Source organism: Glutamicibacter sp. 0426 (genome assembly GCF_001906485.1).
Taxonomy (GTDB): domain Bacteria; phylum Actinomycetota; class Actinomycetes; order Actinomycetales; family Micrococcaceae; genus Glutamicibacter; species Glutamicibacter nicotianae.
The window spans coordinates 179,235-192,973 of record NZ_MPBI01000005.1 but is presented as its reverse complement, the minus strand read 5'-3'; the positions used below and the strand labels follow the sequence as shown (position 1 = coordinate 192,973).

At 63.9% G+C, this 13,739-nt stretch carries 14 protein-coding genes; 9 read left to right on the top strand and 5 right to left on the bottom strand.

The features are described from left to right. Positions 1-2: 2 nt before the first annotated feature. Together BKX98_RS13555 and BKX98_RS13550 are read left to right on the top strand one after the other, a co-directional pair. Positions 3-272: a F0F1 ATP synthase subunit epsilon gene (locus tag BKX98_RS13555; RefSeq protein ID WP_038990466.1), complete on the top strand. Its 270-nt coding sequence runs from the start codon at positions 3-5 to the stop codon at positions 270-272. An 8-nt stretch (positions 273-280) separates the two neighbouring features. Continuing rightward, a complete protein-coding gene (locus tag BKX98_RS13550) occupies positions 281-709 on the top strand; it encodes a DUF2550 domain-containing protein (protein ID WP_066137627.1) in 429 nt (142 codons plus the stop codon). A 59-nt stretch (positions 710-768) separates the two neighbouring features. Here the strand turns inward: BKX98_RS13550 and nagA are convergent, their stop codons facing one another. From nagA to nucS, 3 genes are all read right to left on the bottom strand, one after another. After that, positions 769-1,977 (bottom strand): N-acetylglucosamine-6-phosphate deacetylase, encoded by a 1,209-nt coding sequence (gene nagA / locus BKX98_RS13545; RefSeq protein ID WP_073707640.1) that lies wholly within the window; start codon positions 1,975-1,977, stop codon positions 769-771. 90 nt (positions 1,978-2,067) lie between these two features. Next, positions 2,068-2,790 (bottom strand): DUF4126 domain-containing protein, encoded by a 723-nt coding sequence (locus BKX98_RS13540; protein WP_143181135.1) that lies wholly within the window; start codon positions 2,788-2,790, stop codon positions 2,068-2,070. 143 nt (positions 2,791-2,933) lie between these two features. Next, positions 2,934-3,629, bottom strand: a complete 696-nt coding sequence (gene nucS / locus BKX98_RS13535) for an endonuclease NucS (protein WP_038990509.1) — start codon at positions 3,627-3,629, stop codon at positions 2,934-2,936. Positions 3,630-3,688: 59 nt separating this feature from the next. Here nucS and BKX98_RS13530 point away from each other — a divergent pair, with 59 nt between their 5' ends. Further along, positions 3,689-4,060 carry a hypothetical protein gene (locus BKX98_RS13530; RefSeq protein ID WP_073707638.1) on the top strand — a complete coding sequence of 124 codons (372 nt, stop codon included), beginning with the start codon at positions 3,689-3,691 and terminating at the stop codon, positions 4,058-4,060. Between the two features lie 23 nt (positions 4,061-4,083). Here BKX98_RS13530 and BKX98_RS13525 read toward each other — a convergent pair whose 3' ends face one another. Further along, positions 4,084-5,454 (bottom strand): AI-2E family transporter, encoded by a 1,371-nt coding sequence (locus BKX98_RS13525; protein ID WP_073707637.1) that lies wholly within the window; start codon positions 5,452-5,454, stop codon positions 4,084-4,086. A 161-nt stretch (positions 5,455-5,615) separates the two neighbouring features. On the opposite strand from BKX98_RS13525, the gene BKX98_RS13520 reads away from it, so the two are divergent. From BKX98_RS13520 to BKX98_RS13495, 6 genes are all read left to right on the top strand, one after another. Continuing rightward, positions 5,616-7,322 (top strand): hypothetical protein, encoded by a 1,707-nt coding sequence (locus BKX98_RS13520; RefSeq protein WP_121866565.1) that lies wholly within the window; start codon positions 5,616-5,618, stop codon positions 7,320-7,322. A 5-nt stretch (positions 7,323-7,327) separates the two neighbouring features. After that, positions 7,328-8,239, top strand: coding sequence for a co-chaperone YbbN (locus BKX98_RS13515; RefSeq protein WP_038990505.1), 912 nt, complete (start codon positions 7,328-7,330; stop codon positions 8,237-8,239). Positions 8,240-8,376: 137 nt separating this feature from the next. Continuing rightward, positions 8,377-9,135: an ABC transporter ATP-binding protein gene (locus tag BKX98_RS13510; protein ID WP_038990503.1), complete on the top strand. Its 759-nt coding sequence runs from the start codon at positions 8,377-8,379 to the stop codon at positions 9,133-9,135. Beyond that, positions 9,117-10,682: a hypothetical protein gene (locus BKX98_RS13505; RefSeq protein WP_073707635.1), complete on the top strand. Its 1,566-nt coding sequence runs from the start codon at positions 9,117-9,119 to the stop codon at positions 10,680-10,682. Before BKX98_RS13510 ends, BKX98_RS13505 begins: the two co-directional genes overlap by 19 nt. A 299-nt stretch (positions 10,683-10,981) precedes the next feature. Continuing rightward, positions 10,982-11,233 carry a DUF3039 domain-containing protein gene (locus tag BKX98_RS13500; protein WP_038990501.1) on the top strand — a complete coding sequence of 84 codons (252 nt, stop codon included), beginning with the start codon at positions 10,982-10,984 and terminating at the stop codon, positions 11,231-11,233. A 55-nt stretch (positions 11,234-11,288) separates the two neighbouring features. Then, on the top strand, positions 11,289-13,055 hold the full coding sequence (locus BKX98_RS13495; RefSeq protein ID WP_073707634.1) for a DEAD/DEAH box helicase: 1,767 nt from the start codon (positions 11,289-11,291) through the stop codon (positions 13,053-13,055). A gap of 76 nt (positions 13,056-13,131) precedes the next feature. On the opposite strand, the gene BKX98_RS13490 is transcribed toward BKX98_RS13495, so the two are convergent. Continuing rightward, entirely contained in the window at positions 13,132-13,725 is a 594-nt protein-coding gene (locus tag BKX98_RS13490; RefSeq protein ID WP_038992073.1) for an isochorismatase family protein, read from the bottom strand. Positions 13,726-13,739 lie beyond the last annotated feature (14 nt).

The window sequence follows — 13,739 nt, the reverse complement described above, 5'->3', positions numbered from 1 at the left end:
TCATGGCTGAGCTTCAGGTCGAAATCGTCGCGGCCGACCACTTCGTGTGGTCGGGCGCAGCGAAGCTGGTCAAGGCTCGTTCGGTGGACGGCGAGATCGGTGTTCTGCCCGGTCACGTTCCGATGCTGTCCGTGCTTGCCGCTGGGGACCTGGAAATCGAACCGGTTTCCGAGTCCCGCTTCTCGGTCCAGATCGATGGGGGCTTCTTCTCCGTTGATTCGGATCGCGTAGTGATCGTTGCTGACAACGCTGTGCTTGGTACCGCAGCGTAGGCGATGAATTGTTCGAGATAACCGCACCAGTTCTGATCGCGTTGCTGATCCTCATCGGCATCGCCATGTTCTTCGGGGCCATGGCCGTGCGCCGCATCCAATTGCGGCGCACGCTGGGCACCTTCGATGCATCAATCCTCGCGCCCTCGGGCAAATGGATCATGGTCATCGGCCGCTACGGCGGAGCGCATGTGGACCTGTTGCGGTTTTTCTCTGTCTCCCCGGTGCCGAGCTTCGTGATCGAGCGCCGCGGACTGGACATCACCGGAACGCGCCAGCCCACCGATGAGGAAACCTCGCGGATCCCGCCGGGATTCATCATCGTGATGCTGGTGCGCAGCGGTGAGGAACTGCTGCTGGCCATGGACTACCGTGACTACACCGGCTTCTCGGCCTGGCTCGAAGCCGGACCGATCGCCGGAAGCTGGCAGATCTAGTATTTGAATACGCGAAGACCGCCGCTGCACTTGCAGCGGCGGTCTTCGCTTCTTAAAGGCTAGAGGTATTCCCCGTTGCGGATCGTCTGGACCAGCTGCAGGTCGGCATCGAGGACCAGCGCGTCGGCCGCGAAGCCGTAGTGCAGGGAGCCGACTTCATCGGCCAATCCGATCAGCGAGGCAGGGATGGACGTGGCCGAGTTGACCGCCTCGACCAGCGAGACCCCTGCCTGCACCGCATGCTGTACGATCTGGAGCAGCGTGCAGGTGCCGCCAGCCAGCGAATTATCGCTCGACAGCCGTGCCTGGCCGTTGGACACGGTCACCTCCTGCGGGCCGAGGGTGTAGTGGCCATCGGCCAGGCCAGTGGCTGCCATGGAATCGCTGACCAGCAGGATGTTGCCTCCGCCCACCAGCCGGTAGACCAGCCGCACGGTATCGGGGGACAGGTGCACCCCGTCGGCGATCAGCTCCACGAACGCATTGCGGTTCACCGCTTCTTCCAGGCAGGCGGCCACCGGTCCCGGCTCGCGGTGGTGCAGCGAGGGCATGCCGTTGAACAGGTGGGTGACCGTCGGGCGTTCGGTGAATCCGTCCACCCCGGCGCTGCGCAGCTGCTCGCGGGCAAAGCGCAGCGAATCGGAGGCGACCTGCGCGCTGGCATCGGTATGCCCCAGCGAGGGAACCACGCCGTGGGAGACCAGCTGCTCGATGATTTCCTCGGTGCCCTCCAGTTCGGGGGCATAGGTCATGGTGCGCAGCTGGCCGCGGCTGGCGGCCACCAGCTCGCTGACGAAGCCGGGATCAGGTTCCTGCAGGAAGCGCGGATCCTGGGCGCCGCAGCGGGCTTCGGAGAGGAACGGGCCCTCGGCATGGATGCCGGCAATCTTCCCGGCCTCGGCCAATTCGGCGAGCAGCTCGGCGGCCTCGATCATCGACGACGGCTCAGCGGTGACCAGCGAGGCGAGCAGCGTTGTGGTGCCCGAACGGTGCAGGTACTCGATGGCTTCGGTGACGCTCTTGTGATCCGGCGACGAGAAATCAGCGCCGAGGGCGCCGTGGCAGTGCAGGTCAATGAGGCCCGGGATGATGATGGATCCCGGGGCCACTTCGCGCACCGGGTAGTCGGCGGCGTCAGGCAGGGCGGTGAAGTCATCGCGGTTGCCGGCAAAGCGGATGCGGTCTCCCTCGACGGCGAGCACGCCATCGGTGACCTTGAGACCATCGGAAATCAGGGTGGCGAACAAAGCGTAGCGCGTCGTAGTCATGTTCCCAGCTTAGAAGAGAGAAGGCATCCAGTCACCGACTTGGCGGATTATTCACGAAACGGACGTGGAAGGAGGGCGGGCCTCATGCGCTCAGCCGCGTGTAGCGGCAGGATCCGGGTTTTCCGGATCGGTGCCGGAAGCGATGAGCTTCAGCGATTGCCAGGCGCTGGCATTCCCGCCGGTATCGAGCTGCGCTTCGCGCGCGGCCCGTGCGGCGGCCTGCTTGTCCTTCGCGTTGCCGAATTTGCTCTTCAGCGAGCGGTAGGCCTTGCGGAACATCCGGTAGAGGAGGAACCCGATGGCCACCGCTGCCAGGCCAAGCAGCGCGGCCAGCACCGGAAGCAGCACGGCCGCGAGCACCAGCACCAGCGCACCGAAATCCTCTATCAGGCTGCGCACCCATTGGGCCACCGGTTCGGGCACGACGTTGGTTGCCGCGGTCAGCGATGATTTGCCCAGGCTCACCGACAGCGCGGATCCCGCACCGAGCAACCCGGTCACCACGGCAACTTCCACTCCCGAGTTGGCCCCAAGCCCAATGCCTACCAGCGCTCCGAAGACCGGGCGCAGCCATACGGAGACCGTTTCCATGGACAAGTTCAGGAAAGGGATCTTGTCCAGGCCCGCCTCGCCAATGGCCAGCACCGCGCAAATCGCCAGAACCCAAGGATTGCTGATGCTCTCGGGGATCTGCCGGGCGGCCGAGGCGATCATCTCTGGTGCGGTGTCGGGAATTGCGAGTCCGGCAATGCCGAGCGCCAACACGGTGAAGTAGGGCCGAAGTCCGGCGGCGGAACCGCTGCCAATGGCCATGAGCGAAGCTGTCAGCGGATCCAATGGTCCTCCCGGCAAAGCTGGCTGGTGCCGTGCGGCCCCCAGCGCATTTGGTTGAGGAGATCAGATTAGCAGTCGGCAGGCAGCTCCGGGACTTGCAGCGCGTCGGGCAGGACTCTGCGCTAGAAGAGACGTCCTGCGGAATCGTCGACACCGCGCATGGCGTCGTAGTCCAGGGTGAGGCAGCGGATGCCGCGGTCCTCGGCCAGGGTGCGGGCCTGCGGCTTGATCTGCTGGGCTGCGAAGATTCCGGTGACCGGCTTGAGCAGCGGATCGCGGTTGAGCAGGTCCAGATAGCGGGTCAGCTGTTCCACGCCGTCAATGTCGCCACGGCGCTTGAGCTCTACCGCTACCGTGGCGCCCTTGGCATCACGGGCCAGGATGTCCACCGGGCCGATGGCGGTCATGTACTCGCGGCGGATCAGCTGGTGGCCGTCGCCGAGCAACTCGATCTGCTCGGCTAGCAGGCGCTGCAGGTCGGCCTCGACGCCGTCTTTGACCAGCCCCGGATCATTGCCCAGGATGTGGGCCGAGTCGTGCTCGAAGCTGTGGAAGTGGATGGTCAGCTTGTCATCGGTCTTCGCGCTGGCCACGATCCACGTGGCGGTGGCTCCCAAAGCGGCGGCTTCCTCGTCGGGGTCGGCCTCGCGCAGGGTCAATGGAGGATTCATCCAGTTCAGCGGCTTGTAGCTGCCGCCATCCGAATGGATGAGAACCGATCCATCGGCCTTGACCATGATCAGGCGGGTCGCCAACGGAAGGTGGGCTCGCAGACGGCCCTCGTAATCTACTGAACACTTCGCTACCACTAAACGCACCCCACACACTTTACTAGCTGGTTGCGACTTGTGCCCTCAGATACGGCATGATTAATGACATGCCACGTTCCAACCGCCCGCGCCGCTCGAAGAATTCACGACCTGCCAAGGGCCGGAACTCCGGATCCGGACACGGCTATGGGGATGACGAGCAGGAGTACGGAGCGGACCAGGAAGAGTGGATGCAACGGGCGCGCTTCGGCGTGGTGCTCCGCCAGGATGCCCCGGATGGGCAGTGGCATGTACGCAAGATCGCGCCGCTGAACGCCAACAAGATCTACACCTGCCCCGGGTGCCACCGCTCCATCGGCGTGGGCGTGGCCCATGTGGTCGCCTGGCGGGCGGATCACTGGTCGGGGGATGAGGCCGCGGCCACCGCGCGGCGCCACTGGCATCCGCACTGCTGGGAAACCCGCTCCTACCGCTACTAGGACGAGCCTGCGGAGTCAGTCCGCTAGCGGCGGTCCTGGCGTGCGATGAATACCTCGCGCAACAGGATCATGGCGCTGGCAGCTACCGGAATGGCCATCAGCGCACCGGTAACCCCGGCCAGGCTGCCACCGGCAATCACCGAGATCACCGCTACAGCGCCGGGCACTGCCACCGCCCGGCGCATGATGCGCGGCGAGACGAAGTAGGCTTCGATTTGCAGGTAGCCGAAGTAGCAGACGGCATAGATCAGCGCGGTTTGCCACCCCAGGGACAGCGTCACCAAGGTGACCAGCACACCGGCGATCACGCCACCGACCAGTGGGATGAAGGCCAGCAAGGCCACCAGCAAGGTGAGCAGCGCGGTGAACGGAACGCCCAGGATGCTCATCAGGAGCAGCGCCACCAGGCAGTTCAGTATCGCCACGGTGGCTTGGCCCATGACATAGTTGCCCACCGAGCGCGTGATGCGCACGGTCAATTCCGAGACGCGCTCGCGCTTGGAGCGCGGGGCCAGGCGCAATGAGAAGCCCATCATGCCAGGCAGGGACGCCAGGAAGTAGATGGCCAGCACCAGCACGATCAGCACGCCGAACATCGACTGCGCGACGGTTTGCGAGACGCCCAGGACACCGCCGAAGACATTCGTTACGGCGCCCGAGTCTCCAAAGAAACGGTCCACCTCGGTTGTGATGCGCTGGGAGATTGCATATTGGCGGTCGATTTCCCTGACCCATTCGCTATTGAGGAAATCATCGACGATTTCAGGCGCGCGCGTGATGAAGGTGGTGATCTGATTGACCAGCGTAGGGATGATCAGGGCCATGAAGCCGCCGAAGATTGCCAGCATGCTGACCATGGTCGCGGTCACGGCCAGCGGACGGGAGAGCCCCTTGCGCATCATGAAGCGCACAAGCGGGTCAAGGCCCAGGGCAATGAACAGCGCGATGGCAATCCAGGTCATCAGCGAGCCGACATTGGTCAGCAGGTAGAAGCCGCCCAGAGCGATGCCCACCCCGATGGTGCCCAGGAAGCCCATGGAAATCGGGTGCAGCGCAGGAATGGGTTCGGGGGATCCCTCCAGCGGCTGCTCGGGTTCCTCGCCGAGGGCCGCGCCCCGCTGCGGGGCGTTGAGCAGCTTGCCCACCCGGTCGGCGAGCTTCCTGGTCCAGCCCTCGCGAGCCGCAGTGCCGCCCGATGGCGCAGAAGCGGGATAGCGGGGGACCGGCGAGCCCTCTGATGATGGCGGCGCCGGCTGGGAATTCGCCTGATGAGGCTGGGAATGCGCTGTGGATTCCGGGCCTGGGGCCTCTGGTTCCACGGAGCGCTCAGGTGCGTGCGATTGCTCGTCGTGCGCGTGCTGAGCGCGATGCGGGCGCGGCTGATCTGGCTCCATGGGTCAGAGCATATCGCGCATTGGCGTCTATTAAGTGGTTCAAGGCACCACGCACTTGCGGTGTTGAGGCAGTTCACAGGCACTGATCGGAACCATGATCCGCCGCAACTCGTTAGACTTGTCGAAGAACAGCTGTGAGACGTAGGCGAATAGGTGAACTTGTGCGAAAAGTAATCTCCGTGATCGCGATGCTGCTGGGGGCCGTGGCCCTGGTGGTCGGCATCGGACAGAAGACCTTTTGGGCGCCGCCCGAAACGGTGACCGCGACCATGCCGCAACTATCCGATGAGGCCCCGCTGACCGTGATTGAATCCTCGGTCAACGACCCCAAGCTTGATCCGGTGGAACTGGTGATCAAGTCGAAGGGTGAATTCACCGCGTCCCTGGGACGCGACTATGACGTCGAGTCGTGGGTCGGCGATGCCGCGCACGTTTCGGTCACCGGAATCGATACCAATAACCACAAGATGATTGCCGAATACGCCAAGGGCGAAGCCGAAGTGCCGAACCCCGCCGGCGATGACATCTTCTTCGACTCGCAGACCGCAGACCAGACCATGACCTACCGCTGGACCGCTCCGGATTCCGGCGACTGGTCGCTGTTGCTGGCCGCCGGCGGAAAGGACGCCGCTCCAGTGGACATCTCGGTGAGCTACGCAAATGACGACGCCATGCCATTCGCCCTGCCGTTGATCATTGCCGGCGCGCTGCTGCTGGTCTTCGGCGTGGCCCTGCTGGCCATGCGCCCCGGCAAGGCGAAGACCGGCTCGAACACCCAGCACTCGGTCGCCGCCGTGGCAGTCGTCGCCCTGGCCATCTCCGGCGTCTCGCTGCCGATGGCTCCAAGCGACGAGGACAGTGCCAAGGCCTCGGAATCGGCGCAGAAGTCCGATGAAGCGAAGTCCGAAGAAGCCAAGTCCGACGAGGCCAAGGGCTCCGAATCCGCCGCTTCCTCGGAGGAGGAAGCGGCCAGCTTCCCGGTGATCACCGAAGAGCAGCTCAAGCGGGTGCTGGCCGATGCCCAGAAGCAGATCGCCAAGGCAGATGAAAAGAACGATTCCAAGGCCCTGGAACAGCGCAGCGCCGGTGCTTTCAAGTACCTGCGCAACAAGCGCTATGACATGCTCAAGGAAGAGTTCAAGGTCGACAAGCCGATGGCGCTCACGACCCAGGTGATCCGCTCGGCCGCGGTGCCGAATGCGAATGAAGCCAAGTTCCCGCGCGTGATCTCCGTGGTGACCGCGAAGAACAATGACGCAGACACCCTGCCGCAGGCGCTCACCCTGGTGCAGGCCAATGCCCGCGAGAACTTCAAGGTGGTCTTCGCCGGACAGATGCTGCCGAACTCCACCTTCCCGGGCATCGCGGTGGGCGATCCGTCGACCAAGCAGCTGGGCGCCGACGCCGAAGGCCTGCAGATGACCCCGAAGAAGGCGCTGGAGGCGCTGGGCAAGGTGCTGACCGATCCCAAGGCCAAGGAGAAGGACAAGTTCGCCGAGTCGGACTTCATCAAGGCGGTGCACGCGGCCCAGGAGGACGAGTCCAAGGAAGCCAACGAGGCGAACGTGAAGTACAAGCGCTCGGTCACCGAGGGCGACACCAAGGTGGTCTCCACCCCGGACGGCGGCGCGATTGTCACCGGCAAGCTGAACAACAAGGCGCTGTTCGTCCGCACCGAAGACGCCGACCCGCTCAAGAGCACCGACAAGCTGACCGAACAGCTGCTGGGCTCCAGCTCGTCGAACGGCGACGTCGAGAGCACCTACGCCGAACCAGTGATGTTCTACCTGCCGGCCGATGGTTCCAAGGACAAGATCCAGCTGATCTCGGCAAGCCAGGTCCTGCTCGATGTGAAGGAAGTTGACTAATCCCCATGACTGATCAGAACATCCCCTCGACCCGCGGTGCGGTGGATCTCTCGGCGCTGGCCAACCACGGCCCGGAAGCCACCGACAGCACCCCAGCCGGTGCCGCCAGCTGGACCACCAGCCTGGACGAGGCCGCGTTCCAGCAGTTCGTCGGCCTGTCCCAGCAGGTGCCCGCCATCGTTTCCCTCGGCTCGCCGCGCGTGCAGGTCTCTGCAGACCTGGATGCGACCCTGCGCAAGCTGGTGGATGCCAAGGGTGGCAAGTTCGTCCTCGGCCTCGTGGATGCCGAAAGCTACCCGCAGATCGCCCAGGCCTTCCAGGCGCAGCAGATCCCGATGGTGGTTGCGCTGATCAAGGGCCAGCCGGTGCCGCTGTTCCAGGGTCCTGCCGAAGAAGCGCAAATTGCCCAGGTTTTCGCGCAGCTTGAACAGCTTGCCGTGCAGCAGGGCATGAGCGGCACCGCCCCGGCATTCTCCGGGCAGGCCGGCCAGGCCGAGCCGGAACTGCCGCCGCTGCACCAGAAGGCAGTCGACGCCATTGATGCGGGGGACTACGCCGCCGCCGAGGCAGCCTACTTGGAAGCGCTGAACGAAAAGCCGAACGACAAGGACGCGCAGGTTGGCGTGTACCAGGTCCGCTTGCTCTCGCGCACGCACAACCTGGATCTGAACAAGGCTCGCGAGCAGGCCGCGCAGAACCCCGAGGACATCGCGGCGCAGCTGGATGTCGCCGACCTGGATGTGGTCGGCGGGCATGTCGAGGACGCCTTCGCCCGGCTGGTCTCGCTGATCTCCAAGCTAGCGGATGAGGACCGCGAGCGGGTGCGCCGCCGCCTGATCGAGCTCTATGCGGTCATCGGCAATGCCGACCCACGCGTCGCCGCCTCGCGCCAGAAGCTGGCCCGCGTACTCTTCTAGGCTGATGCCGAAGCGCTGAAGCGCACAGCTAGCAAGCCGCGGTCCGGAATATTTCCCGGGCCGCGGCTTTGTCTTGCCTTCAGGTTTAACTCCAAAGGATGATGTGTTCTGACTTGGGGCATTGCTAGCCTTAAACTATGAATCAGATCGCACTGGACATCCGGTCTCTCGCCAAGCAATTTGGCGCCAAGATTGCCGTGAACAACGTCAGCCTGCAAGTTCCCGCCGGTTCATTCTATGGGCTGGTCGGGCCCAACGGCGCCGGAAAGACCACCATGCTCTCGATGGCTACCGGTTTGCTGCGCCCGGATGCGGGCCAGGCGGTGGTCAACGGCGTGGACATCTGGGCCGACCCGCACGCCGCCAAGTCCACCCTGGGCGTCCTGGCCGATGGCGTGCGCCAATTCGATCGGCTCACCGGCCGGCAGCTGGTGACCTATTCCGGGCTGCTGCGCGGCATGGACCGTGCCGAAGTTGCCCAGCGCACCGAAGACCTGCTGCGCGTGATGGACCTGCTGGATGACGGGGACAAGCTGGTGGTGGACTACTCCGCCGGCATGACCAAGAAGATCACCTTGGCTACCGCGATGATCCACTCGCCAAAGCTGCTGGTGCTCGATGAGCCATTCGAGGCAGTGGACCCGGTCTCGGCGGCGAATATCCGCGACATCCTGAACAACTACGTGGAGTTCGGCGGCACCGTGATCGTTTCCTCGCATGTCATGGACCTGGTCCAGCGCATGTGCACGCATGTGGCGGTCATTTCCGATGGCGTGCTCAAGGCGCAGGGCACCGTGGATGAAGTCCGCGGCGGCATGAGCCTGGAAGACCGCTTCGTCGATCTGGTGGGCGGCCGCGCCAACAACGAGGGGCTGTCATGGTTGCGCACGTCCTAAGCCTGAAACTGCGCTTGCTGGCCAATGGCTTCAAGCGCTCCGTCGGCCAGCTGATCGGCGTCATCATCGGCGGCCTGTACGCGCTGGGCATGATCACCATGCTGACCTTGGCCGTGTGGTTCGCCGCTGACGAGATCCCCTTCCAAGGCGAAATGTTTACCCTGATCGGTTCGGCAGTGGTGCTGGGCTGGGCCATCATCCCGCCGCTGCTGACCGGCGTCGACCTCACCCTGGAACCGTCGCGCTTCGTCCAATTCGGAATCCCGGAAAAGACCCTGGGTCCTGCCCTGGTGCTGGCCGGCTTTATCTCGATTCCTGCGGTGCTGACAGTTGTCGGCCTGCTGGGCGCCTCGCTGATGTGGCGAAGCGATGCAGGTGCGTTGATGCTGGGTCTGCTCGCTGCGGTGGCGACCGCGGTGATGGCGATCCTGCTGTGCCAGTACCTGGTGATCATGGCAACCGCGCTGCGGGCCAAGCGCCGCTTCCGCGAATTGACGTTCGCGCTGCTGTTCTTGCTGCTCGTCGGGCTGGGCCCGATCATGGCCTCGGTGTTCTCCGCGGCAGAGTCCATGGGCGACTGGATCCATCCGCTGTCCACGGTGCTCGGCTACACCCCGCTCGGCGCCTTTGCCGCTGTTCCCGGGGCCTATGCCTCGGCGCTCTACGGGCAAATGGCCATCCACCTGGCGCTAGGTGCGGCCTACCTCGGCGGGCTCTATTTCCTGCTGGCTCGCGCTACTGCAAAAGCCGCGATTACCCCGCCGCCGCAGCAGCGCGCTGCCACGGCCAAGGGGCTGGGCTTCTTCAAGCTGCTGCCGGCAACACCGACCGGCGCCGTCGCCGCCAGGGCACTGACCTATTGGTTCAAGGATCCGCGCTACGCCGTGGGCGTGCTGATTGTGCCGGTGCTTCCATTGCTCTTCTGGTTCACCGGCAGCCAATCCGGCAACTACACGATGATGTATCTGATGGGGCCGTTGATCGGCATCCTGCTGGGCTTTTCCATATCCGCAGATATTTCCTATGACAACACGGCCTTTGCACTGCATGCACTGACCGGCATATCCGGCCGGGCCGATCGTGCAGGACGGGCGCTGTCCTGCTTCCTGATTGCCATCATTCCGGTCCTGGCGGCCGCGATCCTGCCTGGCCTCATCGCTGGCGAGCTATGGCGCATCCCGGGTGATCTGGGCTTGTCGCTGGCCGCGCTGTTCGTCGCGTTGGGCGTTTCCTCGGTGTCTTCGGCCCGCTACACCTATGCGGTGCCGCTTCCGGGCGATAACCCGATGAAGACCCCGCCTGGCAGCGGCATGCGCATGGCGCTCACGCAGCTGGGTATCATGCTCACCATGGGACTCTTGCTGATCCCGGTGCTCATTCCCTACACTATCGGCTGGTTCCAGCACTCGCAGGTCTTGGGCTTCATCACCCTGGGTGCGGGCTTGGTTCTGGGCACCGGACTGGTGCTCGGCGGCATTGCCCTCGGCGGCAAATGGTATGAGAAGCGCACTCCAGAGTTGATGCAGTCGGTCATGCTCAACAAGTAGGCAGGGCAACCGGAACGGCATCCTGGGCCGTCCAGCGGACAGCAATGTTCCGCCGGGCGGCCTTTTGCCTGCCCTGGTGCAACAAGGTTCACAGGATATTGGCCGGTGGTGCCCAAGCCGGGAGAAATCCAAATCAAACTGGATGGCAGCCATTTGAGCAGATGCAAGAAAACGATCACTGACCTGAAGATATGAAGCCGAACACGGAGCAGCTTAAGCAACAGCGGCAAAGTCAATGTGGACAAGCTCCCATGGCCGCCACGCGGACAGCAGGGGCAATCCGTACTAGACTTGAAGGCATGGTGGAACAGTCTGAAGAAACCCGCGGTGGCACTGCCACGATTGAACGTACCGAGACAACCCAGAGTGTCGAGGCCGGAGATCACGAGCGCTTTGCCCACTATGTGCAGAAAGAAAAGATCATGGAGTCGGCAATGACCGGCGAGCCAGTGATCGCCCTGTGCGGCAAGGTCTGGACCCCAGGCCGAGATCCGCAGAAATTCCCGGTATGCCCCGAGTGCAAGGAAATCTACGATTCCTTGATGGGGTAGTGCTGCGAATGAACTAGCACTACTTCACACGATGCACGCGGCCGGGAAAAGGTAAATGACCGAGACACTCTTTGATTTTGGCGACAAGCTTCCACTAGAAGACAAGCTTCCGGTAGCGTACCCGGAACGCGCGGCATGGGGAACCGGGCCGAAGCTGCGTGCCTGGCAGGCCGAAGCGCTGGCCTTGTACTTCGATAAGGAGCCCAAGGACTTCATGGCCGTGGCCACCCCTGGCGCCGGCAAGACCACTTTCGCGCTGCGCCTGGCGAAGGTGCTGATCGATTCGGGCAAGATCAACCGCATGATCGTTGTCGCGCCGACCGACCACCTGAAAAAGCAGTGGGCGGATTCGGCAGCGCGTGTGGGCATTGCCCTGGACCCGAACTACAAGAACTCCGACGGCCGGCACGGCTCGCATTACATGGGCGTCGTGGTGACCTATGCCCAGGTCGCGCTGAAGCCTGCCGTGCACCGTGCGAAGACCGAGGATGCCCGCACCCTGGTGATCATGGATGAGGTCCACCACGCCGGCGATGCGCTGAGCTGGGGCGACGGCATCCGCGAGGCATTCGAACCTGCCACCCGCCGACTGGCCCTGACCGGTACCCCGTTCCGTTCCGATGCTGCACCGATTCCCTTCGTGCAGTATATCGATGAGGGAGACGGCATCCGCCGGTCCAAGGCCGACTACACCTACGGCTACGGCAACGCCCTGGCAGACCATGTGGTCCGTCCGGTGCTGTTCATGGCCTATTCGGGCAATATGCGCTGGCGAACCGCCGGCGGCGAGGAGATGGAAGCAAACCTCGGCGAGGGCTTCACCAAGGATGTCACCGCCCATGCCTGGCGCACCGCGCTGGACCCGCACGGGGACTGGATTCCCTCGGTGCTGCAAGCCGCCGACCGGCGCCTGTCCGAGGTGCGCCGCACCGTGAAGGACGCCGGCGGGCTGGTCATTGCCACCGACCACGAGGACGCGCGCGGCTATGCTGCCCAGCTCGAAGCCATCTGCGGCGAGAAGGTCACCACCATCCTGTCCGATGACCCCAAGGCATCGCAGAAGATCGACGAATTCTCCGAATCCGATGCGCGCTGGATGGTCGCGGTGCGCATGGTGTCCGAAGGCGTGGACGTGCCGCGCTTGTGCGTCGGCGTCTATGCGACATCCACCTCCACGCCGCTGTTCTTCGCCCAGGCGGTGGGGCGCTTCGTGCGCAGCCGCAAGCGCGGAGAAGTGGCCTCGGTGTTCCTGCCCTCGGTGCCGATCCTGATGGCCTTGGCCAACGAGATGGAAGTCGAACGCGACCACGCCTTGGACCGCGAAGGCTCCAAGGACGAGGACGGCCTGGACGATTCGCTGCTGGAAGCGGCGAACAAGGAAGAGAAGGCCAGCGACGAGCTGGCACGCAACAAGTTCGAAGCGCTGAACTCGCAGGCTTCCTTTGACCGCGTGCTCTTCGACGGTGGCGAATTCGGCACCGGTGCCGACATCGGCAGCGAAGAGGAACTGGGCTTCCTGGGAATCCCGGGCCTGCTGGATACCGAGCAGGTGTCTGAATTGCTGCGCAAGCAGCAGAACAGGCAGATTTCCAAGGGCGCCACGAAGCCCGAGCCGGTGTCCGACCACCGCCGCATGATGGAGCTGCGTACGAAGCTGTCCAAGAACGTCTCGGCATGGGCTGCCCGGACCGGCACGCCGCATGGGCAGATCCACAACAAGCTGCGCAGCATCTGCGGCGGGCCTGCGGTGCCGCAAGCAACAGCTGACCAGCTGCAGGCGCGCATCGACAAGCTGCAGGACTGGTTCGTCGGACGCAAGTAGTTTCCGCGAAAAAACGGCTTGGCGCTGACCGGAGAATTCGGTCAGCGCCAAGCCGTTGTGGTTTTCATGGCAAGGATCAGCCCAGCGACAGCACCGTGACGCCGGCTGCGCGCAGTTCCTCGCGGATCGCTGGCAGATTCTCCGGCGAGACCGCTGCGGTCAGCGGGGAAATGATGGTGGTGGTGAACCCGGCTTCCACCGCATCGAACGCGGTGGCCTTCACGCAGTGGTCAGCGGCAAGTCCCACGACATCCACCGAAGTGATGCCCTTGGCCTTGAGCCAATCACCGAGCAGTTCTCCGCTTTCATCGGCCTTGTCTGCCGAAGGATCCAGTTTCCGGGCTTCGAAGCCGGAATAGGCCGCGGCGAAACGCCCCTTGGCGAAATGCGCGTCGACTGGCACGTGCGCGAGCTGCGGATGCAGCGCTGCGCCAGGTGTGCCGGCGACACAGTGCACCGGCCAGGAATCAATGAAGTCCGGGTTCTGAGAGAAATGATCGCCCGGCTCGATGTGCCAATCCTGGGTGGTCACGATGGCCGAGTAGGAATCGCGGCGTTCGGCAATGTCCGCGGCAATGGCCGTAGCTACAGCATTGCCGCCGGTTACCGCGAGGGCACCGCCTTCGCAGAAGTCCGGCTGGACATCAATGATCAATAGGGCTCTGCTCATCGCTGCCTCCCTGG